This is a genomic window from Burkholderia metallica, assembly GCF_001718555.1.
Lineage (GTDB): Bacteria > Pseudomonadota > Gammaproteobacteria > Burkholderiales > Burkholderiaceae > Burkholderia > Burkholderia metallica.
The window spans coordinates 2,326,531-2,351,883 of record NZ_CP013401.1 but is presented as its reverse complement, the minus strand read 5'-3'; the positions used below and the strand labels follow the sequence as shown (position 1 = coordinate 2,351,883).

Annotated in this window: 24 protein-coding genes; 11 read left to right on the top strand and 13 right to left on the bottom strand. The window is 67.7% G+C overall.

The window, feature by feature from the left end; genetic code table 11:
• The first annotated feature begins 214 nt into the window (after nucleotides 1-214).
• Entirely contained in the window at nucleotides 215-628 is a 414-nt protein-coding gene (locus tag WJ16_RS10545) for a gamma-glutamylcyclotransferase family protein (RefSeq protein WP_069257012.1), read from the top strand.
• Between the two features lie 126 nt (nucleotides 629-754).
• On the opposite strand, the gene aceB is transcribed toward WJ16_RS10545, so the two are convergent.
• Both aceB and WJ16_RS10535 read right to left on the bottom strand, forming a co-directional pair.
• Nucleotides 755-2,347, bottom strand: a complete 1,593-nt coding sequence (gene aceB, locus WJ16_RS10540; protein ID WP_069257011.1) for a malate synthase A — start codon at nucleotides 2,345-2,347, stop codon at nucleotides 755-757.
• A 67-nt stretch (nucleotides 2,348-2,414) separates the two neighbouring features.
• Nucleotides 2,415-3,176 (bottom strand): haloacid dehalogenase type II, encoded by a 762-nt coding sequence (locus WJ16_RS10535; protein ID WP_069257010.1) that lies wholly within the window; start codon nucleotides 3,174-3,176, stop codon nucleotides 2,415-2,417.
• 155 nt (nucleotides 3,177-3,331) lie between these two features.
• Here WJ16_RS10535 and WJ16_RS10530 point away from each other — a divergent pair, with 155 nt between their 5' ends.
• A complete protein-coding gene (locus WJ16_RS10530) occupies nucleotides 3,332-4,237 on the top strand; it encodes a LysR family transcriptional regulator (RefSeq protein ID WP_069257009.1) in 906 nt (301 codons plus the stop codon).
• Between the two features lie 159 nt (nucleotides 4,238-4,396).
• Nucleotides 4,397-4,831: a universal stress protein gene (locus WJ16_RS10525; RefSeq protein ID WP_069258029.1), complete on the top strand. Its 435-nt coding sequence runs from the start codon at nucleotides 4,397-4,399 to the stop codon at nucleotides 4,829-4,831.
• Nucleotides 4,832-5,030: 199 nt separating this feature from the next.
• On the opposite strand, the gene aceA is transcribed toward WJ16_RS10525, so the two are convergent.
• The 3 genes from aceA to WJ16_RS10510 all read right to left on the bottom strand — a co-directional run bounded on the left by aceA (nucleotide 5,031) and on the right by WJ16_RS10510 (nucleotide 8,912).
• Nucleotides 5,031-6,338: an isocitrate lyase gene (aceA, locus tag WJ16_RS10520; RefSeq protein WP_069257008.1), complete on the bottom strand. Its 1,308-nt coding sequence runs from the start codon at nucleotides 6,336-6,338 to the stop codon at nucleotides 5,031-5,033.
• A 401-nt stretch (nucleotides 6,339-6,739) separates the two neighbouring features.
• Nucleotides 6,740-8,281, bottom strand: coding sequence for a DEAD/DEAH box helicase (locus WJ16_RS10515; RefSeq protein ID WP_069257007.1), 1,542 nt, complete (start codon nucleotides 8,279-8,281; stop codon nucleotides 6,740-6,742).
• Nucleotides 8,282-8,642: 361 nt separating this feature from the next.
• The gene (locus tag WJ16_RS10510; RefSeq protein ID WP_031399394.1) at nucleotides 8,643-8,912 is read right to left on the bottom strand and encodes an acyl-CoA-binding protein; all 270 of its coding nucleotides are present in this window, start codon (nucleotides 8,910-8,912) and stop codon (nucleotides 8,643-8,645) included.
• A gap of 147 nt (nucleotides 8,913-9,059) precedes the next feature.
• On the opposite strand from WJ16_RS10510, the gene tsaB reads away from it, so the two are divergent.
• Genes tsaB through WJ16_RS10490 form a run of 4 tightly spaced genes read left to right on the top strand, consistent with a single transcriptional unit; the run spans nucleotide 9,060 to nucleotide 12,301 of the window.
• Entirely contained in the window at nucleotides 9,060-9,827 is a 768-nt protein-coding gene (tsaB, locus tag WJ16_RS10505) for a tRNA (adenosine(37)-N6)-threonylcarbamoyltransferase complex dimerization subunit type 1 TsaB (RefSeq protein ID WP_069257006.1), read from the top strand.
• Nucleotides 9,824-10,324: a ribosomal protein S18-alanine N-acetyltransferase gene (gene rimI / locus WJ16_RS10500; RefSeq protein WP_069257005.1), complete on the top strand. Its 501-nt coding sequence runs from the start codon at nucleotides 9,824-9,826 to the stop codon at nucleotides 10,322-10,324. Before tsaB ends, rimI begins: the two co-directional genes overlap by 4 nt.
• The gene (locus tag WJ16_RS10495; protein WP_069257004.1) at nucleotides 10,311-11,339 is read left to right on the top strand and encodes a uracil-DNA glycosylase; all 1,029 of its coding nucleotides are present in this window, start codon (nucleotides 10,311-10,313) and stop codon (nucleotides 11,337-11,339) included. Before rimI ends, WJ16_RS10495 begins: the two co-directional genes overlap by 14 nt.
• Nucleotides 11,336-12,301, top strand: a complete 966-nt coding sequence (locus WJ16_RS10490; protein WP_069257003.1) for a DUF1853 family protein — start codon at nucleotides 11,336-11,338, stop codon at nucleotides 12,299-12,301. The genes WJ16_RS10495 and WJ16_RS10490 overlap by 4 nt, the downstream gene beginning before the upstream one ends.
• A gap of 18 nt (nucleotides 12,302-12,319) precedes the next feature.
• Here the strand turns inward: WJ16_RS10490 and thiD are convergent, their stop codons facing one another.
• Nucleotides 12,320-13,129 (bottom strand): bifunctional hydroxymethylpyrimidine kinase/phosphomethylpyrimidine kinase, encoded by an 810-nt coding sequence (gene thiD / locus WJ16_RS10485; RefSeq protein WP_069257002.1) that lies wholly within the window; start codon nucleotides 13,127-13,129, stop codon nucleotides 12,320-12,322.
• A 58-nt stretch (nucleotides 13,130-13,187) separates the two neighbouring features.
• Nucleotides 13,188-14,495, bottom strand: a complete 1,308-nt coding sequence (lplT, locus tag WJ16_RS10480; RefSeq protein ID WP_069257001.1) for a lysophospholipid transporter LplT — start codon at nucleotides 14,493-14,495, stop codon at nucleotides 13,188-13,190.
• 218 nt (nucleotides 14,496-14,713) lie between these two features.
• Between lplT and alr the strand changes: the two genes are divergently transcribed.
• From alr to WJ16_RS10465, 3 genes are all read left to right on the top strand, one after another.
• Nucleotides 14,714-15,784, top strand: a complete 1,071-nt coding sequence (alr, locus tag WJ16_RS10475; protein WP_069257000.1) for an alanine racemase — start codon at nucleotides 14,714-14,716, stop codon at nucleotides 15,782-15,784.
• Between the two features lie 11 nt (nucleotides 15,785-15,795).
• Nucleotides 15,796-17,172, top strand: coding sequence for a DNA repair protein RadA (gene radA / locus WJ16_RS10470; RefSeq protein WP_069256999.1), 1,377 nt, complete (start codon nucleotides 15,796-15,798; stop codon nucleotides 17,170-17,172).
• Between the two features lie 146 nt (nucleotides 17,173-17,318).
• Nucleotides 17,319-17,585, top strand: coding sequence for a DUF2866 domain-containing protein (locus WJ16_RS10465; protein WP_069256998.1), 267 nt, complete (start codon nucleotides 17,319-17,321; stop codon nucleotides 17,583-17,585).
• A gap of 241 nt (nucleotides 17,586-17,826) precedes the next feature.
• Here WJ16_RS10465 and WJ16_RS10460 read toward each other — a convergent pair whose 3' ends face one another.
• The gene (locus WJ16_RS10460; RefSeq protein WP_069256997.1) at nucleotides 17,827-19,758 is read right to left on the bottom strand and encodes an ATP-binding cassette domain-containing protein; all 1,932 of its coding nucleotides are present in this window, start codon (nucleotides 19,756-19,758) and stop codon (nucleotides 17,827-17,829) included.
• A 136-nt stretch (nucleotides 19,759-19,894) separates the two neighbouring features.
• Here WJ16_RS10460 and WJ16_RS10455 point away from each other — a divergent pair, with 136 nt between their 5' ends.
• Nucleotides 19,895-20,374, top strand: coding sequence for a glutathione peroxidase (locus WJ16_RS10455; protein ID WP_069256996.1), 480 nt, complete (start codon nucleotides 19,895-19,897; stop codon nucleotides 20,372-20,374).
• A gap of 43 nt (nucleotides 20,375-20,417) precedes the next feature.
• Here the strand turns inward: WJ16_RS10455 and cls are convergent, their stop codons facing one another.
• The 5 genes from cls to dapD form a co-directional block, all read right to left on the bottom strand.
• Nucleotides 20,418-21,857 (bottom strand): cardiolipin synthase, encoded by a 1,440-nt coding sequence (cls, locus tag WJ16_RS10450; protein ID WP_069256995.1) that lies wholly within the window; start codon nucleotides 21,855-21,857, stop codon nucleotides 20,418-20,420.
• A 108-nt stretch (nucleotides 21,858-21,965) separates the two neighbouring features.
• Entirely contained in the window at nucleotides 21,966-22,874 is a 909-nt protein-coding gene (prmB, locus tag WJ16_RS10445; RefSeq protein ID WP_069256994.1) for a 50S ribosomal protein L3 N(5)-glutamine methyltransferase, read from the bottom strand.
• Between the two features lie 11 nt (nucleotides 22,875-22,885).
• Nucleotides 22,886-24,025 (bottom strand): succinyl-diaminopimelate desuccinylase, encoded by a 1,140-nt coding sequence (dapE, locus tag WJ16_RS10440; protein ID WP_069256993.1) that lies wholly within the window; start codon nucleotides 24,023-24,025, stop codon nucleotides 22,886-22,888.
• Between the two features lie 97 nt (nucleotides 24,026-24,122).
• Nucleotides 24,123-24,491, bottom strand: a complete 369-nt coding sequence (locus tag WJ16_RS10435) for an ArsC family reductase (RefSeq protein ID WP_069256992.1) — start codon at nucleotides 24,489-24,491, stop codon at nucleotides 24,123-24,125.
• A complete protein-coding gene (dapD, locus tag WJ16_RS10430) occupies nucleotides 24,491-25,318 on the bottom strand; it encodes a 2,3,4,5-tetrahydropyridine-2,6-dicarboxylate N-succinyltransferase (protein ID WP_069256991.1) in 828 nt (275 codons plus the stop codon). Before dapD ends, WJ16_RS10435 begins: the two co-directional genes overlap by 1 nt.
• Nucleotides 25,319-25,353 lie beyond the last annotated feature (35 nt).

Below are 25,353 nucleotides of genomic sequence, written 5' to 3'. Positions count from 1 at the left end.
AGCGCATGCGGCGGTTTGTCCGATGATCTTGCCGCGTTCAAATGAACTTTGTGTGGGGGCCTGGCGATTCAACGGCTGCCCCGGGGCCGGACGCGCTCGCGGCTCCGAACCACCGGCCGGTCTCGCGGTCTATCGAGGCGCGGGCGATTTTGCACGAACCGTGTGCCGGTCGCACGCGAACACGGCAACATATGAATCGAAGAGGAGAACCACGATGCGTCACGTATTCGTCTACGGCACGTTGAGAAACGGCGAGGCCAACGACATCGGCCACGCGGCCGCCAGGCACGGGATTGCCGCGCCGACGCTGCTCGGCGCCGCCGCGCTGCCGGGCGAACTGTACGATTTCGGTACGTATCCGGGGATGATCGCCGGGTCGGACGGCAGGTCGCTCGTCTGGGGCGACGTCTACGAGGTCGACGAGCGGCTCGTCCCCGTGCTCGACGAGATCGAGCGCGTCTATCCGGGCGTCGACTCGCTGTTCAAACCCGAGAGCGTCACGGTCGAACTCGGCGGCCGGCAGTACGCGTGCCTTTACTATCCAGTTGCCGCGCACGCGACAGCCGGGCGTCCGCGCATCGCGTCGGGCGACTGGGTTCAGCACCGGCGCGAGCGCGAAGCCGTCTGACCGGTTGCGCGGCAGCCGCGCGCGTCGCAAAAGAAAAGCGCCCCGTAAGGGGCGCTTTTTTGATGCCGTCACCGTATCCAACCGGCGCCGGCGCAGGGTCGACTCCGGTCGAGACGGGCAGCGGCGTCAGATTTCCTCGTACAGCGGCAGCGTCAGGAACTCGGTGAAGCCCTCCGACGTCGACATCTGCTCGAAGATCGCGGCGGCGCGCTCGTACGGCTGCGTGTTGCCGCCGACCGAGCGCTTCACGTTGTCGAGCTCGGCCTTCGACAATTCGCGCACGAGTTCGGCCGTGACCTTGCGGCCGTCGTCGAGCACGCCCTTCGGCGAGCGGATCCATTGCCACACCTGCGAACGGGAAATTTCGGCCGTCGCCGCGTCTTCCATCAGGTTGTGGATCGGCACGCAGCCGTTGCCGTCGAGCCACGCACCGAGGTAGTGGATGCCGACGTTGATGTTGTTGCGCAGGCCGGCTTCGGTGATCGGCGCTTCCGGCTGGAAGTCGAGCAGGTTCCTGCCTTCGACCTGCACGTCGTCGCGCTGCTTCGCGATCTGGTTCGGCTTGTCGCCGAGCACCTTCACGAATTCCTCCATCGCGATCGGCACGAGGCCCGGGTGCGCGACCCAGCCGCCGTCGTAGCCGTCGGTCGCGTCGCGCTGCTTGTCCGAGCGCACGCCGCCCATCGCCTTCTCGTTCGCTTCCGGATCGTTCTTGATCGGGATCAGCGCGCTCATCCCGCCGATCGCCGGCGCGTTGCGCTTGTGGCAGGTCTTCAGCAGCAGCAGCGCGTACGCGCGCATGAACGGCACCGTCATCGTGATCTTCGAACGCTCGGCGAGGCAGAAGTCGCGATCGTTCTTGAACTTCTTGATGGCCGAGAAGATGTAGTCCCAGCGGCCGGCGTTCAGGCCCGAGCTGTGTTCACGCAGTTCGTACAGGATTTCGTCCATCTCGAACGCGGCGAGAATCGTCTCGATCAGCACCGTCGCGCGGATCGTGCCGCGCGGCACGCCGACGGCTTCCTGCGCGGCGACGAAAATGTCGTTCCACAGGCGCGCCTCGAGATGGCTTTCCATCTTCGGCAGGTAGAAGTACGGGCCCGAGCCGCGCGCGAGCAGTTCCTTCGCGTTGTGGAACAGGAACAGTGCGAAATCGAAGATGCCGCCGGACACGCGCTGGCCGTCGACCGTCACGTGCTTCTCGTCGAGGTGCCAGCCGCGCGGACGCACGATCAGCGTCGCGACCTTGTCGTTCAGCCGGTACGACTTGCCGTTCTGCTCGAGCGAGATCGTGCGGCGCACCGCGTCCTTCAGGTTGATCTGGCCGTCGATCTGGTTCGTCCAGCTCGGCGCATTCGAATCCTCGAAGTCCGTCATGTACGAATCGGCGCCCGAGTTCAGCGCGTTGATGATCATCTTGCGCTCGACGGGGCCCGTGATCTCGACACGGCGGCATTGCAGGTCGGCCGGCAGCGGTGCGACCTTCCAGTCGCCTTCGCGGATCGCCTTCGTCTCGGCCAGGAAGTCGGGGCGCTCGCCTGCGTCGAGGCGTTTCGTGCGCTCGACGCGCGCCTGCAGCAGCGCCTGGCGGCGCGGTTCGAACGTGCGGTGCAGCGCCGCGACGAGTGCCAGCGCGTCGGGCGTCAGGATCGCTTCGTAACCCGGCTTGATTTCGCCGGTGATCGTCATGCCTTGCGGCAGCGTGATCGGGGTGCTCATGAGTCTCATCTCCTTGGTCGGTCAGTTGCGGTTTCGGTGAAGGGGGAAGGCGGCAGCGCCGCGAACGTCATGCACCCGGGCCGGGGCGCGTGCGGTTTGCGGGCTTGCCGGACGGAGCCGGGGTGGCGAGGAAGGCGAGCAGGTCGGCCATGCCGGTGCCCGTGCCGTCGGGCGGCGCGCCGAGTTCCTCGGCGGGCGCGCCCGTGCGGTTGAGCCAGAACGTCGTGTAGCCGAACCAGACGGCGCCGGCGACGTCCCATGCGTTCGACGACACGAACACGATGCCGCGCCGGTTCGGTCCGAACGCGGCGGTGCCGAGCGCGTACGCGGCCGGGCTCGGCTTGTAGGCGCGCACGGTGTCGGCCGACAGCACGCGATCGAACAGGCCGGACATGCCGGCGCTCTTGATCGCGATGTCGAGCATCTGCGGCGTGCCGTTCGACAGGATGCCGAGCGGCGGGCGCGGGTCGAGCGCGCGCAGCCTGCGCAGCGCGGGCACCGTATCGGGATAGGTGGACAGGCACGCGTATTCGTCCATCAGCCGCTTCTCGGCCGCGCTGTTCAGCGCGAGCCCGAGCCGGCGCGCGGCGAACCGCAGCGCGTCGAGCGTGATGTCCCGGAACGGGCGATAGTGCGCGCCGGCCGGATCGGCCAGCGTGCGCAGTTGCGAGTATTCGATCTGCTTGCGTCGCCACAGCTGCGACAACCGTTCCCCGTGACCGGGAAACATCTGCTCCGCCGCGGCCAGGACCGCACGCACGTCGAACAACGTGCCGAATGCGTCGAAGAGGATTGCGTCGGGAGAGGAGAGTGTCGTTGTGGCCGACATAGCCTTGCGCTCCAGTTTCAGAGGTCGGGATCGATTCTATTCGTGATCGTAGGTGCTAAAAAAGACGCTAATCATCACTTGATCTTTTACTTTCATATACCTAATCTTGAGCGGCTCAAGCTATTTGAAGGGCGGTCATGCCGTCCTTGCGTGTCATGGACCGGTTCAAGCAGATCGAAACGTTTGCCGCGGTCGCGGCGAAAGGCAGCCTGTCGGCGGCCGCGCATGCGGAAGGCGTCGCGCCGGCGATCATCGGCCGTCGCCTCGACGCGCTCGAGGAGCGGCTCGGCGTGAAGTTGCTGGTGCGCACGACGCGCAAGCTCACGCTGACCTTCGAGGGCTCGGCCTTCCTCGAGGATTGCCAGCGGATCATCAACGACATGCAGAACGCGGAGGCGAGCGTGTCGGCCGGCGGCGTCAAGGCGAGCGGCCACCTGCGCATATCCGCGCCGGCCGGCTTCGGCCGGCGGCACGTGGCGCCGCTCGTGCCCGAATTCAGCGTCGGGCATCCGGACGTGTCGGTCACGCTCGACCTGTCCGACCGGATGGTCGACCTCGTCAACGAGGGGTTCGATTGCGCGGTGCGGCTCGGCGAGCTGCCCGACTCGTCGCTCGTGTCGCTGAAGCTCGGCGAGAACCGCCGCGTGTGCGTCGCGTCTCCCGCGTATCTTGCACGGCGCGGCACGCCGGCCACGCTCGCGGAACTGGCGCGGCACAACTGCCTCGCCCTCGCGGCGAACGCGAACCAGCAACGCGGCTGGACGTTCCAGGAGGACGGCAAGGTCGTGTCGATTCGCGTGAACGGCACGATGGAATGCTCGGACGGCGCGGTGCTGCACGAGTGGTGCCTCGAAGGCTACGGCCTGGCCTGGCGCTCGTGGTGGGAGGTCGGCGACGACATCGCGGCCGGTCGCCTCGTCAGTGTGCTCGACGCATTCGCGGCGCCGCCGATCGGCATTCACGCGGTGTTTCCGCAACGCCGGCATCTGCCGCTGCGGGTGCGGCTGTTTCTCGATTACCTGAAGCACACGTACGAGCGGCCCGGATACTGGGGCGAGTAGGCCGCGCGGGTCCGCGCGTTTCCGATATGAGGGCGAACCCGCTGCCGGCACCGGTTCGGCGATTTCGCGCACTACACTCGTAGGAGGTATGTCCGACGCGTCGCGGCCGGCTCCGATGGGATCGCGGCGTGCGGCGCGCGATTGACGAAGGAGGGCGCGATGTTCCGGCACATCCTCGTTCCAACCGACGGTTCCGAGCTGTCGCAGAAGGCGATCGACGGCGCGATCGACCTGGCTCGCGCGGTCGGTGCGCGCGTCACGGCCTACGCGTGCCTGCCGCAGTACCCGTATTCGCCGTTTTCCGAAGTGATCATCGAGCCGCCCGCCGATTTCCGTGCGCGCAGCGAGCGCGAGGCACGTGCGCATCTCGACGAGGTCGAATCGGCCGCGAAGGCGGCCGGCGTCGCCTGCGACACCTGGACGAGCGTGCACCCGTCGCCGTATCTCGGCATCATCGAGGCGGCCGAACGCGGCGGCTGCGACGTGATCTTCATGGCGTCCCACGGACGCCGCGGGCTCGGCAGCTTGCTGATCGGCAGCGAGACGCAGCGCGTGCTGACCCATACGAAAATTCCGGTGATCGTCTATCGGTAGGGCGGCGCCCTGGAAAAAGGGCGCGCCGGACTGAGCCGGCGCGCGTCGTTGCTGGCGGCCCGCAGGCCGCGCGGCCGGTCGCGCGATCGGTATCGCACGCCTGCCGTCTCCTCCCTGATTTTTATTCGGTGGCCGATGCCGCGCCGTCGCGTGACGGCGCGTGTATCGGCACGACGCGTCGCGCGTCGTGCTTGTCTGCTTACGCGACCTTCTTGCCGTCGAAGAACTGCTCGTCTTCGGTCGAGCCGTGCAGCGCGGTGGTCGACGCTTCGCGCTCGACCGTCTGCGTCACGGCGTCGAAGTAGCCGGTGCCGACTTCGCGCTGGTGCTTGACGGCCGTGAAGCCCTTGTCCGCCGCGGCGAACTCGGCCTGCTGCAGTTCGACGAACGCGCTCATCTGCGTGCGGGCATAGCCGTGCGCGAGGTTGAACATCGAGTAGTTCAGCGCATGGAAGCCGGCCAGCGTGATGAACTGGAACTTGTAGCCCATCGCGCCGAGTTCCTTCTGGAATTTCGCGATCGTCGCGTCGTCGAGGTTCTTCTTCCAGTTGAACGACGGCGAGCAGTTGTACGACAGCAGCTTGCCCGGGAACTGCTTGTGGATCGCTTCCGCGAATTTCTTCGCGTACTCGAGATCCGGCTTGCCGGTTTCGCACCAGACGAGGTCGGCGTACGGCGCATACGCGAGACCGCGCGAGATCGCCTGCTCGATGCCCGGCTTCGTGCGGAAAAAGCCTTCCACCGTGCGCTCGCCCGTCAGGAACGGCTTGTCGTTGTCGTCGATGTCGGACGTGATCAGGTCGGCCGCTTCCGCGTCGGTGCGGGCGACGAGCAGGGTCGGCGTGCCCATCACGTCGGCCGCGAGACGCGCCGCCGACAGCTTCGCGACGGCTTCGCGCGTCGGCACCAGCACCTTGCCGCCCATGTGGCCGCACTTCTTCACGGACGCGAGCTGGTCCTCGAAGTGGACGCCCGACGCGCCGGCCTCGATCATCGCCTTCATCAGTTCGAACGCGTTCAGCACGCCGCCGAAACCGGCTTCCGCGTCGGCGACGATCGGTGCGAAGAAATCGACGTAGCCTTCGTCGCCCGGGTTCTTGCCTTCCGACCACTGGATCTGGTCGGCGCGCGTCAGCGTGTTGTTGATGCGCTTCACGACGAGCGGCACCGAGTTGGCCGGGTACAGCGACTGGTCCGGGTACATTTCGCCCGCGACATTCGCGTCGCCGGCCACTTGCCAGCCCGACAGGTAGATCGCCTTCAGGCCGGCCTTCACCTGCTGCATGGCCTGGTTGCCGGTCAGCGCGCCGAGGGCGTTGACGAACGGCTCGTTGTTGACGAGGTTCCACAGCTTTTCCGCGCCGCGCTTCGCGAGCGTGTGCTCGATCGGGATCGAACCACGCAGGCGGACCACGTCTTCAGCCGAGTAGCTGCGCTTGATGCCTTTCCAGCGCGGATCGGTTTCCCATTGCTGTTGCAGTTCCAGTGCCTGTTGCTGACGCGACATGATGAGCTCCTTGATACGGTGCGATGCCAGATGGGTCGAATATGACGGTGGTGATGCTGTTCTCGAAACCGGGAGCGGTGCGTTCCGGTTCGTGAGGTCTTGTATAAGAGTCTAGGCAAATCGACTGGCGCGGGACAGGGGGCTTTTCGGTGCGGCAGCTAAATTTTTAGTTGTTTTGAATCAATGCGTTGAAATTGAAATTTCGAGATAAGAAATGCCTTTTCCCATCCCGCAATCGCGCGGGTTGTGCCACGCAGCATGATTTTTTACGACACAAAAAAATTTTCCGTATCGTGAAATGTGGGGCGGGACGAAAAAAAACCGGCGCGCAGGCGCCGGTTTGGCTGGACGAGCGGACCGAGCCGCCGTCCGAGGGGCGGCCGGTGGCCGCCCGTGCGTGCTTACGACGCGGAGTTGCTGCGACGCGGGCCGCCGCTGCGCTGGCCGTCGCGACGCGGGCCGCCGTCGCGGCTGCCGCCCGGCTTGCCGCTCCAGCCGCCGCCATTGCCGCCGCCGTAGCTGCGACCGCCGTTGCCGCCATGACCGCCGCCCGGCTTGCCGCCGAAACGTCGACCGCCGTTACCGCCGCCCGGACGGCCGCGGCCGCCGGTGCCGCCGTTGCGCGGGGGCGCCTTGCGCGGCTCGAAGCCTTCGATCACGTTGACCGGCAGCGGCGAGCGCACGAAGCGCTCGATGCGCTTGAGCGCGCCTTGCTCGGCGTGGTGCACGAGGCTCACCGCGATGCCCGAACGGCCCGCGCGGCCCGTACGGCCGATACGGTGCACGTAGTCTTCCGCGAACTTCGGCAGGTCGTAGTTGAATACGTGCGTGATGCCCGGAATGTCGATGCCGCGCGCCGCGACGTCGGTTGCCACGAGCACGCGCACGCGGCGCTCGCGCAGCGCACGGATCGTGCGGTTACGCGCGCCTTGCGGCAGGTCGCCGTGCAGCGCGGCCGATTCGAAGCCTGCGTCGGCGAGACGGCCGGCGAGCTGGTCGGCGTCGATCTTGGTCGCCGTGAAGATGATCGCCTGGTCGAGCGCGCCGTCGCGCAGCAGGTGATCGAGCAGGCGATCCTTGTGGTCGCGGTCGTCCACATAGTGGACGGTCTGCGCGATGTTCGCGCGCGACTCGAGGCGCTGCTGGATCTCGATGCGCTCCGGATCCTTCAGCAGGCGGCTCGTCAGCGAACCGATCTTGCCGTCGAGCGTGGCCGAGAACAGCATCGTCTGGCGCGTCGCGGGCGTCGCGGCGACGATCGTTTCGATATCGTCGATGAAGCCCATGTCGAGCATGCGATCGGCTTCGTCGAGCACGAGCATCTTCAGCTCGGACAGGTCGATGCGGCCGCGCTCGAGGTGGTCGAGCAGACGGCCCGGCGTGGCGACCAGGATTTCCGGGTTCTTCGCGAGCAGCATCAGCTGCTGGCCGTAGGCGACGCCGCCGAGGATGCTGACCGTGCGCAGGCGCTTCAGGTGCTTGCCGTAGGTCGACGCGGCCGTGGTGACCTGCATCGCGAGTTCGCGGGTCGGCGTCAGCACGAGCAGGCCCGGGCGCGCGACGGGTTGCGGGCGGCGCACGCGGCGATCGCCCTGGTTCGGTTCGCGCGGCGCGCGCGGTTGCTGCGCCAGCGTTTTCTGGAGCTGCGCGAAACGTTCGATCGCGGGCAGCATGAATGCAGCGGTCTTGCCCGAACCGGTCGGGCTCGAGACCAGCAGGTCACGGCCGGCGATGCCGGCCGGAATCGCGCGCTGCTGGACCGGCGTCGGCTTCACGTAGCCGGCGGCCTGCAGCGCGGAGACGATCTCCGGCGACAACCCGAGCGACGCGAAGCTCGGCTCGTCCGACGCCGGTTCGACCGCGGCCGGTACGGCGGCGTCGTCGAGACCGAGCGCCTGGTCGGCGATCGCGTTGAGCGGGCTGGAGTTGATGCTCGAAGTCATAACAATCCTTGAAACACAGTGGGTGAAACGTCGGCGCCAATCGCGCATACCCAAGTCGTCGGATTCAGCGAGCAAATCGGGAAACGGGTGCAATCCGCCGAACCGTCGGCGGATGAGGCATTAGAAGCTGTTTTGGGTGCGGCGCGCTTCAGGAGCGGGGCCGCCAGCCTGATAAGTGACGACCGCGAAGGTCGAAGCAGGAGGGGACAGGTTCTAAACCGGATTGGAGCTTAACGCTACGAGGCGTCGGGCCGGAACGGCTTGCGAGCCGAGCGCGGAGATGACGCAGCCAGCATTATAAAGAGATTTGCTGCGCTGCGCCACCGATTTGATTGCCGATTGGCGGGCGGCGGCGATTCGGTCAGGAAGCCGTGCCGTTCTTCAGCGATTCGACGAGTTCGATGTACTGCTGCTTCGCCGCATCCTGCGACGTGCCCTTCAGCGCATCCCACGCGTCGTACTTGTATTTGCCGACGATGTCGGTGAAGCCCGGCTTGTCGCCGTGGGCGTCGCCGTCGGTCGCCTGCTTGAAGAGCGCGTACAGGCGCAGCAGGGTCAGGTTGCCCGGGCGTTCCGTCAGTTGCTTGACGTCGATCTGGGCCTGGTCGAATTGGGCGGTGAGGTCGCTCATCGAATGTCTCCGTAAGGGTTTCAGGTCGGGCGATCTTAACAAGCGGACCGTCGCGCGGGGTCGAGCGATCCTTCCAAACCGCCACCGCGGCGGCGCGTGCGCGCGGATCGGGCCCGATCGCCCGTGGGAGCGGGGCGCCGCATTACAATGTCGCCCATGACGCAAACAGTGCTCCTCGCCATCGATACGTCGACCGAATACTGCTCGGTCGCGCTGCTGCGCTCGGCCCATGCCGATGACGCCGTTTCCACCCCGCAAACCTGGGTCCGCCACGAGCTGACGGGCGCCGTGTCGAGCACGCGCGTGCTGCCGGCCATCCAGGCGCTTTTCGCCGAATCGGGGCTGACGCTCGCCGATTGCGATGCCATCGCGTTCGGCGCGGGCCCCGGCTCGTTCACCGGCCTGCGCACCGCGACGGGCATTACCCAGGGTCTCGCATTCGGATGCGGGCTGCCGGTCGTGCCGATCGGCACGCTGCTCGCCTGCGCCGAGCACGCACGGCTGCGCGCGTCCGGCACGACCCGCGTGCTGGCCGCACTGGATGCGCGGATGGACGAAGCGTACTGGGCGGATTTCGAATGGGACGACAGCACCGGCGACTGGCGCACGTTGCATCCGGCTTCGCTCGATGCGCCGGGCGCCGTCGGCGTGCCCGATGCGCCGTTCACGCTCGCGGGCAATGCGGCTGCCGCGTTCGGCGCGCAGTTGCCGGCCGCCGCGCGGGCGGCCGCGATCGACGGCGATGCGATGCCGCACGCGCTGGCGGTCGCCCATGCCGCGCTGCGCGCGTTCCGGGCGGGCCGCACGGTGCCGGCCGATCAGGCGGCGCCGGAGTACGTGCGCGACAAGGTCGCGCAGACGACCGCCGAGCGCGTCGCGGCACGGGCCGCGCAGACGGGCGGAGCGAACGGATGACGGGCGTCCTGCTGAGCGACCGCTATCTGGCGCCGATGACGGATGCCGATCTCGACGAGGTCGTCGCGATCGAGCGCGTCGCATACGAATTCCCGTGGAGCCGCGGCAACTTCGAGGATTCGTTGCGTAACGGCTATCTGGGCGTGTGTCTGCGGCACGTGACGGGGTCGCTGATCGGCTATTGCGTGCTGATGCCCGTCGTCGACGAGATGCATCTGCTGAACCTGTGCGTCGCGCCGGCCGCGCAGCGCGCGGGTGCGGGCCTCGCGCTGCTGCGCGAGGCCGTGCGCATTACGCGCGCGGAAGGGCTCGACGGCGTGCTGCTCGAGGTGCGGCCGTCCAATCCGCGCGCGATCCAGTTGTACGAGCGTTTCGGCTTCGTGACGATCGGCCGGCGCAAGAACTATTACCCGGCGAAGCATCGCAGCCGGGAGGACGCGATCGTGATGCGTCTGACGCTGAACAAGGATGAGGGGGACGCGCATGGCATGGGCTGAAGCGGCGCTCGAGGAAATGGGCCTCGCGCAGATCTGGGTGCGGCGCGGGCAGCGCGCGGAGGAAGGCGAGGGCGCGGCCGCCGCCGCACCGGCCGCGGCGCGAACCGGTATGGCGGACGCCGCGCCTGACGTCGCGACCGAGCGCGCTGCGCGCACCGCGCGTACGCCGGTGCAAGACGAGTCACCGCCCGCCGTAGTGCGCAGCGGCGATGCTCCGCCGGCTCGCGAGCCGGTCGCCCCGGCTCCACGGGGCGGCGACGGCGATCGGGCGCCCGCACGGGTCGCGCCGGTCGCGTCGACCGGCACGATGCCGCCGATGGACGATGCTCCGCCTGCCACGGCCGACGATTTCGCGTGGTTCGATGCGGCGCCGCCGGGCGAACCCGTGCCGCTGGCCGAATCGCGCGCCGTCGGCACGCCGGTTGCCGCCCTCGACTGGGATGCGCTCGCTGCGCGCGTGGCCGACTGCACGCTGTGCGGTCTGTGCGAGAAGCGGACCAACACCGTGTTCGGTGTCGGCGACCGCGAAGCGGACTGGATGCTGATCGGCGAAGCGCCGGGCGAGAACGAGGACAAGCAGGGCGAGCCGTTCGTCGGCCAGGCCGGCAAGCTGCTCGACAACATGCTGCAGTCGCTGTCGCTCAAGCGCGGCGACAACGTGTACATCGCGAACGTGATCAAGTGCCGGCCGCCCGGCAACCGTAATCCGGAGCCGAACGAGGTGGCGAGCTGCGAGCCCTATCTGCAGCGTCAGGTCGCGCTCGTGAAGCCGAAGCTGATTGTGGCGCTCGGCCGCTTCGCCGCGCAGACCCTGCTGAAGACCGACGCGAGCATTGCGTCGCTGCGCGGCCGCGTGCATGCCTACGAAGGCGTGCCGGTGATCGTGACCTACCACCCGGCGTATCTGCTGCGCAGCCTGCCGGACAAGTCGAAGGCATGGGCCGACCTGTGCCTCGCGCGCGACACGTTCCGGCGCGCCGAAGGCGCCGACGCGAACGGGTCGGCCGGACAATGACGGCCCGCGCGGCGTTCGTCTTCGTCGATACGCTGCACGACGTCGCGGTTCGGGATCTGGGCTGGCTGCTGGCCAGCCCGAGCCTGCTCACCGCGGTACCGGGCGCGCCGCTCGCCGCTGCCTGGCTCGATACGGCCGGATGGACGGCCGTCGAAACGTGGCTCGCCGCGCTCGATGCGCAGCCCGAGCCGCTGCATCGCGCGCTCGACGGGTTCCGGCCCACCCGGCTCGGCCGCTACGCCGAATGCCTGCTCGAGTATTTCCTGACGCACGGACCGTCGCTGCGGCTCGTCGCGGCGAACCTGCCGCTGCGCAGCAACGGCAAGACGCTCGGCGAAGTCGATTTTCTCGTCGACACGCCGGACGGGCGGCGCCTGCACTGGGAGCTCGCGGTGAAGTGCTATCTGTGCGCGCCGGTACGAGCCGGCGCATCGCTCGCGGATTTCGTCGGCCCCAACCTCGTCGACCGGTTCGACCGCAAGCGCTGTCGCTTGCTCGACCACCAGCTGCGGCTCGGCGATCGCGACGGGTTTGCGCGGCTCGGCTACGGCGCGCCGTCCGACGCGCAGATGTTCATCAAGGGCTGGTTGTTCTATCCGTACGGCGCGCCGTTGCCGCGGGTGTCCGCGGAAATCGCGCCGGATCACCCGCACGGTTTCTGGCTCACGCACGCGCAGTGGCCGGCGTGGGCGGCCGCGCAGCGTGCGGGCGTCGCATGGAGCGTGTTGCCGCGGCTCGCGTGGCTTGCGCCGCGACGGGCCGCCGCCGGTGCCGGATTCGCCCCCGAGCCGCTCGCGGCCACGCTGGAACTGCCGCCGGAATTGACGGTGCGCGAGGCGCCCGCGTTGATCGGCGTCCATGAACGGGGCGGTGACGGCATCTGGCGCGAGACGTCGCGCGGCTTCGTCGTGTCCGACGACTGGCCGGCGCGCGCGCAGGCGTTCGCCGCGCAGGATCACTGACGCCGTATCAGCCGGCGCTCACCACCAGCGATGGAAGTGATGGACGGGGCCGACGCCGTGGCCGACGTCGAGGTGGCCGCTCGCGGCGATCGCGCCGGTGAGATAGGTCTTGGCCTCGCGTACCGCGCTTTCGAGGTCGGGCTGCTGCGGCAGCAGCGCGGCGATCGCCGACGACAGCGTGCAGCCGGTGCCGTGCGTGTTGCTGACCGGCACGCGCGCCCCATCGAGCCGCACGGTGCGCGCCGCCTCGACGAGCCAGTCGGGGCTCGCGGACGCGTCGGGCAGATGGCCGCCTTTCATCAGCACGGCGCGCGCGCCCGTCTGCAGCAACGCCTGGCCTTGCCGGACCATGTCGTCTTCGGTGGTTGCGGCCGCATCGTTCAGCAGGGCGGCCGCTTCGGGCAGGTTCGGCGTGACGACCGTCGCGAGCGGCAACAGCGCGTGGCGCAACGCGTCGACCGCATCGGGCGCGAGCAGCGCGTGCGTGCTCTTCGAGATCATCACCGTGTCGAGCACGACGAAACGCGGCGCGTAGCGGCGCAGCGCATCGGCAACTGCCTGCACGATCGCCGCGTTCGCGAGCATCCCTATCTTGACCGCATCGATGCGGATGTCGTCGAACACCGCGTCGAGTTGCGCGGTCACGAACGCGGCATCCGGCGCATGCACGCCGGTCACGCCGCGCGTGTTCTGCGCGGTCAGCGCGGTGATCACGCTCGCGCCGTATGCACCGAGCGCGGAAAAGGTCTTCAGGTCGGCCTGGATGCCTGCGCCGCCGCCCGAATCGGAGCCGGCGATCGTCAGGATGTTGGGTATCGGGTGCGTCATGATGGCAACGCGCCGGTTCGAAGACCGGCGCCGGCGGACGAAAACGGAAAGGGTAGCGTCAGTGCCGCGATTCGCCGATCAGCGCGACCGAGTCGAACTGGCGCTGGTTCGCCTGGTGGCGGCGCATCACGAGCCACATCGTCAGGCACACGAACGTGCCGAACAGCACGATCACGATGCCGACCGGCACGTCGAGCCACACGAGCACCGCATACAGGCACAGCATCACGAGCACCGACAGGTTCTCGTTGAAGTTCTGCACCGCGATCGAGTGGCCGGCCGACAGCAGCACGTGGCCGCGATGTTGCAGCAGCGCGTTCATCGGAACGACGAAGTAGCCGGACAACGCGCCGACGCCGATCAGGAAGAGGTACGCGACGATCAGGTACACGGGCATGCGCAGGTGGCCGAAGTGCACGGCCCAGTGCGACGGGAACAGGTCGCGCGTGTAGAACGCCATCAGCATCACCGCGATGCCCATGATGATGCCGACGGGCAGCACGGTCAGCGACTTCTTCAACGGGATCCGGGCGGCGGCGGCGATCGCGCCGGCCGCGACACCGACCGCGACCACGGCCTGCAGGATCGCGCCTTCCGACAGCGACATGCCGAGCGAGACTTCGGCCCACTTCAGCACGATGAACTGGAGTGTCGCGCCCGCGCCCCAGAACAGCGTCGTGACCGCGAGCGAAATCTGGCCGAGCTTGTCGCGCCACAGCACCATGAAGCAGTCGGCGAAATCGGTGAGCAGCTTGACCGGGCCGCGTTCCTGCTTCGGGTAGCGGGCGCCCGTATCGGGAATGCGCAGGTTGAACAGGGCGGCGACCACGTAGATCGCCATGATGATCGCCATCGCCGCTTCGGCGGGCGTGGCGATCCAGGCGGGCGTGTGCGCGATCACGTGCGATGCGATGTGCGGGCTGATCAGCGCGCCGCCGAGCACGGTGCCGAGGATGATCGAGCTGACGGTCGTGCCTTCGATCCAGCCGTTCGCGGCGACCAGCCGGTCCGCCGGCAGCAGCTCGGTGAGAATGCCGTATTTCGCGGGCGAATAGGCCGCCGCACCGAACCCGACGATGCCGTACGCAATCAGCGGATGAGCGCCGAACAGCATGATCATGCAGCCGACCACCTTGATCGAGTTCGTGATGAACATCACGCGGCCTTTCGGACGCGAATCCGCGAAGGCGCCGACATAGGCCGCCAGCACCACATAGGACAACACGAAGAACAGCTTCAGCAGCGGTGTCATCCAGTTGGGGGCGTGGAGGTCTTTCAGCAGGGCGATGGCGGCGATGAGGAGCGCATTGTCGGCCAGCGACGAGAAAAACTGCGCGGCCATGATGGTGTAAAAACCTTTTTTCATCTGATGCGATGCTTTCGTCGCTGCGGCAGGGCCGCGTAGGCCGCCTGGTATGCGATCGGCTTATTCCGTTCGAAATGGGTTGTGCGCACGGCTTTATAACATGAAAATACGCCAATTCGGACTAGCAAGATTCCCCGATCGTTCCGCAAATTGTCGGCTTCGGTGCTCAAAAGGCGCGGTAAGCTGATGATTCGCAAGCGTCTTTACGTAAATTTCCCATGCCGCGCCCGATCTCCGCCACCATCCACACCGCCGCTCTCGCGAACAATCTCTCCGTCGTCCGCCGCTTTGCCGGCCCGTCCAAGGTCTGGGCGGTCGTCAAGGCCAACGCGTACGGTCACGGCCTCGCCCGTGTGTTTCCGGGCCTGCGCGGTACCGACGGCTTCGGCCTGCTCGATCTCGACGAGGCGGTGAAGCTGCGCGAGCTCGGCTGGGCCGGCCCGATCCTGCTGCTCGAGGGCTTCTTCCGCTCGACCGACATCGACGTGATCGACCGCTACAGCCTGACGACGACCGTTCACAACGACGAGCAGATGCGGATGCTGGAAACGGCGCGGCTGTCGAAGCCCGTCAACGTGCAGCTGAAGATGAACAGCGGGATGAACCGGCTCGGCTACCTGCCGGAAAAATACCGCGCGGCATGGGAGCGCGCCCGCGCGTGCCCCGGCATCGGCCAGATCACGTTGATGACCCATTTTTCGGATGCGGACAACGAGCGCGGCGTCGGCGAGCAGCTCGCGACGTTCGAGCGCGGTGCGGAAAACATCGCCGGCGCGCGCAGCCTCGCGAACTCCGCAGCCGTGCTGTGGCATCCGGACACGCACTTCGACTGGGTGCGCCCGGGCATCGTGCTGTACGGCGCGTCGCCGTCCGGGCTGTCGTCCGACATCGCCGACACGGGGCTGAAGCCCGCGATGACGCTGTCGTCCGAGCTGATCGCCGTGCAGACGATCGCGAAGGGGCAGGCCGTCGGCTACGGCTCGACGTTCTCCGCGCAGGCGCCGATGCGGATCGGCGTGGTCGCGTGCGGTTACGCGGACGGCTATCCGCGGGTCGCGCCCGAAGGCACGCCGGTGATCGTCGACGGCATCCGCACGCGGATCGTCGGTCGCGTGTCGATGGACATGATCACCGTCGACCTTACACCGTGCCCGCAGGCCGGTGTCGGCGCACGCGTCGAGCTGTGGGGCAATGCGCTGCCGATCGACGACGTCGCGCGCCATTGCGGCACGATCGGCTACGAGCTGATGTGCGCGGTCGCCGGCCGCGTGCCCGTGCGCGCGGAATAAGGGCGTCGCGCGTGGCCAAACAGAAAACCGTCTACGTTTGCAGCGAGTGCGGCGGGCAAACCCCGAAGTGGCAGGGCCAGTGCCCGTCGTGCCAGGCCTGGAACACGCTGGTCGAATCGGCAGCCGAGACGCCGTCGGCCCACCGTTTCCAGTCGCTCGCGAAGCGGGCGCCCGTCCAGCGGCTCGCCGACATCGAAGCGGCCGACGTGCCGCGTTTCTCGACCGGCATCGGCGAGTTCGACCGCGTGCTCGGCGGCGGGCTGGTTCCCGGCGGCGTCGTGCTGATCGGCGGCGACCCGGGCATCGGCAAGTCGACGCTGCTGCTGCAGTCGCTCGCGGACATCGCGAACGAGCGGCGCGCACTCTATATCAGCGGCGAGGAATCGGCCGCGCAGATCGCGTTGCGTGCGCAACGACTCGCGCTGCTCGACGGCGGCACGCCGGCGGCGGAGTTGAAGCTGCTCGCCGAGATCCAGCTCGAAAAGATCCAGGCCGCGATCGACGCGGAACGGCCGGACGTGGCCGTCGTCGACTCGATTCAGACCGTCTATTCGGAGGCGCTCACCTCGGCGCCGGGTTCCGTCGCTCAGGTGCGCGAGTGCGCGGCGCAGCTCACGCGCATCGCGAAGCAGTCGGGCACCGCGATCATCATGGTCGGGCACGTGACGAAGGAGGGCAACCTGGCCGGCCCGCGCGTGCTCGAACACATCGTCGACACGGTGCTGTATTTCGAAGGCGATACGCATTCGTCGTTCCGGCTCGTGCGTGCGTTCAAGAACCGTTTCGGTGCGGTCAACGAACTCGGCGTGTTCGCGATGACCGAGCGCGGGTTGCGCGGCGTCGCGAATCCGTCCGCGCTGTTCCTGTCGCAGCACGAGCAGGTGGTGCCCGGATCGTGCGTGCTCGTCACGCAGGAAGGCACGCGCCCGCTGCTCGTCGAAGTCCAGGCGCTCGTCGATACGGCGCACGTGCCGAACCCGCGCCGGCTCGCGGTCGGCCTCGAGCAGAACCGGCTCGCGATGCTGCTCGCGGTGCTGCACCGCCACGCGGGCATCGCGTGCTTCGACCAGGACGTGTTCCTCAATGCGGTGGGCGGCGTGAAGATCACCGAGCCGGCCGCCGACCTCGCGGTACTGCTCGCGATCCATTCGTCGATGCGCAACAAGGCGTTGCCGAAGGGGCTGATCGTGTTCGGCGAGGTGGGGCTGGCGGGCGAGATCCGCCCGTCCCCGCGCGGGCAGGAACGGCTGCGCGAGGCGGCGAAGCTCGGTTTCACAGCCGCGCTGATCCCGAAGGCGAATGCGCCGAAGCAGCCGATCGAAGGGCTGAACGTGATGGCCGTCGACCGGCTCGAGCAGGCGATCGACCGCGTGCGCGATCTCGAGTGACCGGCCCGGCAGGCATGAGGGCCGGGCCTGCCGCCGATCTGTCGCGTAATTCGTTGTAAAGAATATGTAGGCTGATGTAACCCGCCGGACATCGCTTTTCCCTATCCTTGGCCGGATTGTCGAACCGCGCAATGCGAAGGGATCCTATGTTGAAATCATATCGGGCAGCGCCGAGCGGACGCCTTTACAACCTGCGTGGCTGCCGCGTGTCGGAGCCGATTCGCCAACCCTGGGGCGGCGGATGCCGGATCGTCGAATGGATCGACGACGAGGGGCGCCTCGCGCGCAAGGTCGTGTCCGAGGACGTGACGGAAGCGGAGGTCGCCGCGGCGATCCGGCGGCCGACCGAAGGGCGCCGATACCTGATGGGCGACGACGAGCAGATGCCGCGCGACACGCTGCCGCGCCGCTGAGCCGGCAACGTCGGCGAGCGATCGGTGAATCGAATGTCGGTGGAGTGAATGAACAGGCCGGGCCCACGCGCCCGGCCTTGTCGTATCCGCGCCCGTTCAGCGCCGGATGGATCGTCGAGGCGCCGTGGATGTCAGTACCCGCGGCGACGCCGAGGCAACCGGCCCGCCGGGCTGGCAGGCGTAGCGACGTATCGATGTACCGACGTGTCGATGTATCGGCCGGCGACGCCGCGGACGGCGTTCAGCCGATCTGCTCGAGTTCTTCCTGCGCCGCGAGCCAGTCGGCCTCGACCGTTTCGAGACGCGTGTTGACGTCGCCGAGCTTGCGGATCGCGTCGGTCAGCGCCGTCTTTTGCTCGGCTTCGTAGCTCGCCGGATCGGCGACGAATGCGTCGAGGCGCGCCTTCTCCGCGTGCAGCGTCTCCATTTCCTTTTCGAGCTTCGTGATGCGCGTCTGCAGCGGCTTTTTCAGCACCGACAGGCGCTGCCGCTCCTCGGCCGCCTGACGCTTCTGGTCCTTGCGGTTGGCCGCGGCACCCGCGCCCGGCGACGCCGCGCTGTCGGCCTTCGCGGCCGCGCGCTGCTCGGCCGCGTGCTGCAGCAGCCAGTCGCGGTAGTCGTCGAGGTCGCCGTCGAACGGCTGCAGCCGGTGCTTCGCGACCAGCATGAACTGGTCGGTCGTCGCGCGCAGCAGATGCCGATCGTGCGACACGAGGATCAGCGTGCCCTCGAACTGCGCGAGCGCCATCGTCAGTGCATGGCGCGTTTCGAGGTCGAGGTGGTTGGTCGGTTCGTCGAGCAGCAGCAGATTCGGCTTCTGCCAGATGATCAGCGCGAGCGCGAGGCGTGCCTTTTCGCCGCCGGAGAACGGCCCGACCGGGCTGGTCGCCATGTCGCCCGAGAAGTTGAAGCCGCCGAGGAAGTCGCGCAGTTCCTGTTCGCGGGTGTCGGGCGCGAGCCGCGCCAGATGCGCGAGCGGCGAATCGTCCTCGCGCAGCGTTTCGAGCTGGTGCTGCGCGAAATAGCCGATCGTCAGCCCCTTGCCGTCGCGCACGTGCCCCGACAGCGGCGCGAGCGTGCCGGCCAGCGTCTTGATCAGCGTCGACTTGCCCTGGCCGTTCGCGCCGAGCAGGCCGATGCGCTGGCCGTTCTGGATCGACAGCGCGACGCGCTCGACGATCGGGATTTCCGCGCCGTCGTCGGCGTGGTAGCCGCAGCGGACGTCTTCCATCACCATCATCGGATTCGGCGCGGCATCGGGCGTGCGGAATTCGAACGTGAACGGCGACGCGATGTGCGCGGGCGCGATCAGCTCCATCTTCTCGAGCGCCTTCATCCGGCTCTGCGCCTGCTTGGCCTTGGTCGCCTTGGCCTTGAAGCGGTCGACGAAGCTCTGCAGGTGCTCGATCGTCTTCTGCTGCTTCTCGTACGCGCTTTGCTGCAGCGCCAGTTGCTGCGCGCGCAGCACTTCGAACTGCGAGTAGTTGCCGCCGTAACGCTTCACCTGGCGGTTTTCCAGATGCAGCGTGACGTTGCAGATCGAATCGAGGAATTCGCGATCGTGCGAAATCACGACGAGCGTGCCGGGGTAGCGGTGCAGCCAGTCTTCGAGCCAGACGATCGCGTCGAGGTCGAGGTGGTTGGTCGGTTCGTCGAGCAGCAGCAGGTCGGAGCGGCACATCAGCGCCTGCGCGAGATTCAGGCGCATGCGCCAGCCGCCGGAGAAGCTCGCGACGGATTCGCGGGTTTGCGCGAGCGTGAAGCCGAGGCCGAGCAGCAGCGCCTCGGCGCGGGCCGGCGCGGTGTAGCCGTCGGCATCGGCGAACGCCGCGTGCGCGTCGGCTTCGGCAGCGCCGTCATGCGCGGCGGAAGCGGCGGCGATGCGCGCTTCGATCTCGCGCAGCGCGGCGTCGCCGTCGAGCGTGTAGTCGAGCGCGGAACGATCGACGGCAGGCGTTTCCTGCGACACGTGGGCGATCCGCCACGACGGCGGCATCGAGAAATCGCCGCCGTCGGAGTGCAGCTCGCCGCGCAGGACCGAGAAGAGCGTCGACTTGCCGGCGCCGTTCGCGCCGATCAGGCCGGCTTTCTCGCCGGGATTGAGCACGAACGAGGTCGACTCGAACAGCGGCTTGGTGCCGCGCGCAAGGCTGAACTGATTGAAACGGATCACGGCGGAAATGACTGGCCAAAACCGCTATTCTAGACTGCGCGCCGCCTGCGCCGGCCATTGGCCGTTCGGCGGATGTCGCGACGGGGCAATTTCGCCTAGACTCCACGTCGATCCGGTTTCGTAAAAGGAGTGCCCGATGTCCACCCTGTATTCGTTCAGCGCAGAGACGCTCGCCGGCGCGCCGGTTTCGCTCGACGCCTATCGCGGCAAGGTGCTGCTGATCGTCAACACCGCGAGCGAGTGCGGTTTCACCCCGCAGTACGCGGGCCTGCAGAAGCTGTACGACCAGTACGCGGCGCGCGGTTTCTACGTGCTCGGCTTTCCGTGCAACCAGTTCGGCAGGCAGGAGCCGGGCGACGCCGCGCAGATCGGCGCGTTCTGCGAACGCAATTACGGCGTCACGTTCCCGATGTTTGCGAAGATCGACGTGAAGGGCGGCCACGCGCATCCGCTGTATCGCTACCTGACCGACGAAGCCCCCGGCATTCTCGGCCTGAAGGCGATCAAGTGGAATTTCACGAAATTCCTGATCGATCGCGACGGGCGCATCGTCAAGCGCTACGCGCCGTCGACCAAGCCGGAGGAAATCGCCGCGGATATCGACAAACTGCTGTGACGGCGTCGGCGGCGATGCAGGCGCATGCACGCCGCCGCGGCCGTCAGAGGATCGGTGCGAACAGCCGCGCGACGTGCATCGCGATGCGCCGCCACGCGGCTGCCCGCCGGTATTCGTTTGCATCGACTTCGTACGCCTGGGCGAAATCGGCGTCGAGCATCGTCTCGACTTCGTCGGCGAAGGTCCGGTCGACGGTCAGCACCATGATCTCGAAATTGAGGCGGAACGAGCGGTTGTCGAGGTTCGCGCTGCCGATCGCCGCCGCGATGCGGTCGATCAGCACGACCTTCTGGTGCAGGAAGCCGGGCCGGTAGCGGAACACCTTGACGCCCGCGTCGACCAGGTCGCGCGCGTACAGCTTCGACGCTTCGAACACCACGTAGTGATCGCGCCGGCTCGGGATCAGGATGCGCACGTCGACGCCGCGCATCACGGCGAGCTTCAGCGCGGCGATCACGGCTTCGTCGGGGACGAGGTACGGCGTGGTGATCCAGACCCGCTCGCGCGCGGCATTGATCGCCTCGACGAAGAACAGCGAGCCCGTCTCCTGCTTGTCGGCCGGCCCCATCGGCACCGCGAGGCAATGCATGTGGTCGCCGGGCTGCGCGGGCGGCGGCATCGCGAGCGGCGGCAGCCGCTGCGTGGCCCAGTGCCAGTCTTCGGCGAACACGTACTGGATGCTCGCGACCACCGGGCCGCGGATCTCGATGTGCGTGTCGCGCCACGGCGACAGCCGCCGGTTCGCACCGAGATACTCGACGCCGACGTTGTGGCCGCCGACAAACGCGCGATTGCCGTCGACGACGACGATCTTGCGGTGGTTGCGGAAGTTGAGCTGGAAGCGGTTGACGAACTTCCGGTTGGTCGCGAACGGATGAACCTCGACGCCGCCCCGGCGCAGCGTGTCGACATAGCTGCGCGGCAGGTCGAAGCTGCCGATGCTGTCGTACAGCAGGCAGCAGCGCACGCCGGCTGCCGCGCGCGCGAGCAGCGAGTCGCGCAGCATCCGGCCGAGCGCATCGTCCCGCACGATGAAGAACTGCACCACCACGTAGTCGCGCGCGGCGTCGATGGCCGCCAGGATCGCCGAGAACGTCGCGTCGCCGTTCACGAGCGTGCGGACCGAATTGCCGCCGAGGAACGGCATCCCGCCGAGCCGCGTGAGCGCGAGCACGGCGGCCTGGCCGATCGCGTCGGCGGCCGGCCCGTCGGTCGCGTCGGTACTGAGCCACGGCGAGCGCGGTGTGTGCATGCGCAACATTTCCAGCTCGTGACGCCGGGCGTCGACGTAGCCGGAGAACTTGCTGCGGCCGAGGAACAGGTACGGAACGAGCGTGAGATACGGCATGGCCGCGAGCGAGACGGCCCACGCGATCGCGCCTTGCGACGTGCGCGTGTTCAGGATCGCGTGGCATGCCGCGACGATCCCGAGCACATGGATGGTCAGGATCAGGGTGCCGAGATGTAGCCAGTCGAGGGTCATGAGCGCGTGACGGACTCCTGAGGTCGCGCGGCCGGGCGGCCGCCTACGCGCATCTTACCCAACCGTGCGGCGCAACGGTGCGCCGCACGGCGGGCGGGCCGAAGCGGCTCAGCCCTTGCGCGGCAGGTCCGACGCCTGGATCAGGAACACGGCGTCGTCGCCCGCACTGGTGGGCAGCCACGTGAGCTCGAGGCCGCCGAACGCGGCTTCGACGTTTTCGCGTTCGTTGCCGATCTCGACGACGAGCACGCCGTCGTCATGCAGCCAGCGATGGGCTTCGGCGACGATGCGTCGCACGATGTCCATCCCGTCGTCGCCGCCCGCGAGCGCCATCTCCGGCTCGTGCCGGTACTCGGGCGGCAGGGCGGCCATCGACGACGCGTTCACGTACGGCGGGTTCGTCAGGATCACGTCGTAGCGCGCGCCCGGATCGGTGCGGAAAGCGGGCAGCGGTGCGTACAGGTCGCCGCGATGCAGCGCGATGCGGTCTTCGAGGCCGTATTCGCGCACGTTGATCTCGGCGACTTCGAGAGCCTTGTCGGACAGGTCGACGGCGTCGATCTCGGCGTTCGGGAACGCGCTCGCCGCGAGGATCGCGAGGCAGCCGGAGCCCGTGCACAGCTCAAGCACCGCGCCGACCTGCTCGGGATCGGCGACGTACGGCTGCAGCCCGTCGTCGAGCAGTTCGCCGATGAACGAGCGCGGCACGATCACGCGTTCGTCGACGTAGAAGCGGTGGCCGTGCATCCACGCTTCGTGCGTGAGGTAAGCGGCCGGCACGCGGTCGGTCGCGCGCCGTTCGATCACCGCGAGCACCGCCGCGATTTCGTCGGGCAGCAGCCGTGCGTCGAGGAACGGCTCGAGCGTGTCGAGCGGCAGGTCGAGCGTGCGCAGCACGAGGTAGGCCGCTTCGTCGTACGCATTGTCGGAGCCGTGGCCGAACGCGAGCTTCGCCTTCGAGAAGCGCGTGACCGCGTAGCGCAGCAGGTCGCGAACTGTGGCAAAAGGTGTCGTCATGCGAGGCTCCATCAGGCGATCAGTTGTTCGAGCACGCGGCGGTACACGTTCTTCAGCGGATCGACGAAGCGCACTTCGATGTGCTCGTCGATCTTGTGGATGCTGCCGTTCGGCGGGCCGAACTCGATCACCTGCGGGCAGATGCGCGCGATGAAACGGCCGTCCGACGTGCCGCCGGTGGTCGACAGCTCGGTCGTGAGGCCGGTCTCGGCGCGGATCGCGTTTTCCAGCGCGCCCGACAGCTCGCCGCGCGGCGTGAGGAACGGCAGGCCGCTGATCGACCACTTCAGCGTGTATTCGAGGCCATGCTTGTCGAGGATCGCGTGCACGCGCGCCTGCAGGCCCTCGACCGTGCTGGCGGTCGAGAAGCGGAAGTTGAACAGGAGGTCGGCGTGACCGGGAATCACGTTGGTCGCGCCGGTGCCGGCGTGCAGGTTCGACACTTGCCAGGTGGTCGGCGGGAAGTATTCGTTGCCTTCGTCCCACTGCTCGGCGGCGAGCTCGGCAAGTGCAGGCGCGAGCAGGTGGATCGGGTTCTTCGCGAGATGCGGATACGCGATGTGCCCCTGCACGCCCTTGACGACCAGTTCGCCGGACATCGATCCGCGGCGGCCGTTCTTGACGACGTCGCCGAGTTCGTTAGTCGACGTCGGTTCGCCGACGATGCAGTAGTCCATGCGTTCGCCGCGCGCTTCGAGCAGTTCGACGACCTTCACGGTGCCGTCGGTGGCGGGGCCTTCCTCGTCGCTCGTGATCAGGAACGCGATCGCGCCGCGGTGGCCCGGATGGGCCGCGACGAATTCCTCGGTCGCGACGACGAACGCCGCGAGCGAGGTCTTCATGTCGGCCGCGCCGCGGCCGTACAGCTTGCCGTCGCGATGGGCGGGGATGAACGGCGGCGAGCTCCACTGTTCGAGCGGGCCGGTCGGCACGACGTCGGTGTGGCCCGCGAACGCGAGCAGCTTGCCGTCGCGGCCGTCGGCGCCGCGCTTGACGGCCCACAGGTTGGTCACGCCGTGCGACGCGACGGTCTCGCATTCGAAGCCGAGCGCGGCGAGGCGCTCGGTCATGATCTGCTGGCAGTGCTGGTCGTCGGGCGTCACGGACGCGCGGGCGATCAGCTGTTCGGTAAGGGCTAGGGTGGCGGACATGGTTCGGACCACTTTCGATAAAAAATGCCGGCGCGGTGGCCGGCAGCGATGAGACGTCGTGCGCTGCGCGAGCGGGCGCCGCGCAGCGCGGGCAGCCCTATGCGGCAAACAGCGCCGCGTATTGATCGGCCGCGAAGCCGAGCGATTTCACGCGGCCGTTGACCACCAGCACGGGGCGCTTGATGACCGACGGCTTGTGGATCATCAGCGCGACCGCGCCGGCCTTGGTTTCGGCGGCCGCCTTCATCGCGTCGTCCAGGCCGCGCCACGTCGTGCCGCGCTTGTTCACGAGCGCGTCGAGCGACACGTCCTTCAGCCAGTCTTCGACGAGCGGTGCACTGACGCCGAGCTTCTTGAAATCGTGGAACTCGAATTCGACGCCGTGATCGTCGAGCCACACTCGGGCCTTCTTCACGGTGTCGCAGTTCGGAATCCCGTAGACGACCACGGTGCGCGGCTTTGCCATCAGTCGCCTCGCAGCAGCTCGTTCAGGCCGACCTTCGCGCGCGTCTTCGCGTCGACCTTCTTCACGATCACCGCGCAGTACAGGCTGTGCGAGCCGTCCTTCGACGGCAGGTTGCCGGCGACGACGACCGAGCCGGCCGGGATGCGGCCGTAGCTGACTTCGCCCGTCTCGCGGTCGTAGATCTTCGTGCTCTGGCCGAGGTATACGCCCATCGAGATCACCGAGTTTTCCTCGACGATCACGCCTTCGACGACTTCCGAGCGCGCGCCGATGAAGCAGTTGTCTTCGATGATGACCGGGTTCGCCTGCAGCGGCTCGAGCACGCCGCCGATGCCGACGCCGCCCGACAGGTGCACGTTCTTGCCGATCTGCGCGCACGAGCCGACCGTCGCCCACGTATCGACCATCGTGCCTTCGTCGACGTACGCGCCGATGTTGGTGTACGACGGCATCAGCACGACGTTCTTCGCGATGAACGAGCCGCGGCGCGCGATGGCCGGCGGAACGACGCGGAAGCCGCCCGCGGCGAAATCTTCAGCCGTGTAGTTCGCGAACTTCGACGGCACCTTGTCGTAGAACTGCGAGTAGCCGCCCGCGGGCATCGGCGCGTTGTCCTCCAGGCGGAACGACAGCAGCACGGCCTTCTTCAGCCACTGGTGCACGGTCCAGCTGCCGTCGATCTTCTCGGCCACGCGCAGCGCGCCTTTGTCGAGCTGCTCGATCGCGTGAGCGACGGCCTCGCGGACGTCGGCGGGTGCGGCCTTCGGCGACAGCTCGGCGCGGTTTTCCCAGGCGGTATCGATGATTTGCTGAAGTTGTTGCGACATGTTCGTTTTCGCAGGAGATGGATGGAATTGATCGG

Excerpts from the sequence above, each read along its gene's own strand:
- WJ16_RS10545 (WP_069257012.1), top strand. The coding sequence starts at position 215 with ATGCGTCACGTATTCGTCTACGGCACGTTGAGAAACGGCGAGGCCAAC.
- aceB (WP_069257011.1), bottom strand. The coding sequence starts at position 2,347 with ATGAGCACCCCGATCACGCTGCCGCAAGGCATGACGATCACCGGCGAA.
- WJ16_RS10535 (WP_069257010.1), bottom strand. The coding sequence starts at position 3,176 with ATGTCGGCCACAACGACACTCTCCTCTCCCGACGCAATCCTCTTCGAC.
- WJ16_RS10530 (WP_069257009.1), top strand. The coding sequence starts at position 3,332 with ATGGACCGGTTCAAGCAGATCGAAACGTTTGCCGCGGTCGCGGCGAAA.
- WJ16_RS10525 (WP_069258029.1), top strand. The coding sequence starts at position 4,397 with ATGTTCCGGCACATCCTCGTTCCAACCGACGGTTCCGAGCTGTCGCAG.
- aceA (WP_069257008.1), bottom strand. The coding sequence starts at position 6,338 with ATGTCGCGTCAGCAACAGGCACTGGAACTGCAACAGCAATGGGAAACC.
- WJ16_RS10515 (WP_069257007.1), bottom strand. The coding sequence starts at position 8,281 with ATGACTTCGAGCATCAACTCCAGCCCGCTCAACGCGATCGCCGACCAG.
- WJ16_RS10510 (WP_031399394.1), bottom strand. The coding sequence starts at position 8,912 with ATGAGCGACCTCACCGCCCAATTCGACCAGGCCCAGATCGACGTCAAG.
- tsaB (WP_069257006.1), top strand. The coding sequence starts at position 9,060 with ATGTCGCCCATGACGCAAACAGTGCTCCTCGCCATCGATACGTCGACC.
- rimI (WP_069257005.1), top strand. The coding sequence starts at position 9,824 with ATGACGGGCGTCCTGCTGAGCGACCGCTATCTGGCGCCGATGACGGAT.
- WJ16_RS10495 (WP_069257004.1), top strand. The coding sequence starts at position 10,311 with ATGGCATGGGCTGAAGCGGCGCTCGAGGAAATGGGCCTCGCGCAGATC.
- WJ16_RS10490 (WP_069257003.1), top strand. The coding sequence starts at position 11,336 with ATGACGGCCCGCGCGGCGTTCGTCTTCGTCGATACGCTGCACGACGTC.
- thiD (WP_069257002.1), bottom strand. The coding sequence starts at position 13,129 with ATGACGCACCCGATACCCAACATCCTGACGATCGCCGGCTCCGATTCG.
- lplT (WP_069257001.1), bottom strand. The coding sequence starts at position 14,495 with ATGAAAAAAGGTTTTTACACCATCATGGCCGCGCAGTTTTTCTCGTCG.
- alr (WP_069257000.1), top strand. The coding sequence starts at position 14,714 with ATGCCGCGCCCGATCTCCGCCACCATCCACACCGCCGCTCTCGCGAAC.
- WJ16_RS10465 (WP_069256998.1), top strand. The coding sequence starts at position 17,319 with ATGTTGAAATCATATCGGGCAGCGCCGAGCGGACGCCTTTACAACCTG.
- WJ16_RS10455 (WP_069256996.1), top strand. The coding sequence starts at position 19,895 with ATGTCCACCCTGTATTCGTTCAGCGCAGAGACGCTCGCCGGCGCGCCG.
- cls (WP_069256995.1), bottom strand. The coding sequence starts at position 21,857 with ATGACCCTCGACTGGCTACATCTCGGCACCCTGATCCTGACCATCCAT.
- prmB (WP_069256994.1), bottom strand. The coding sequence starts at position 22,874 with ATGACGACACCTTTTGCCACAGTTCGCGACCTGCTGCGCTACGCGGTC.
- dapE (WP_069256993.1), bottom strand. The coding sequence starts at position 24,025 with ATGTCCGCCACCCTAGCCCTTACCGAACAGCTGATCGCCCGCGCGTCC.
- WJ16_RS10435 (WP_069256992.1), bottom strand. The coding sequence starts at position 24,491 with ATGGCAAAGCCGCGCACCGTGGTCGTCTACGGGATTCCGAACTGCGAC.
- dapD (WP_069256991.1), bottom strand. The coding sequence starts at position 25,318 with ATGTCGCAACAACTTCAGCAAATCATCGATACCGCCTGGGAAAACCGC.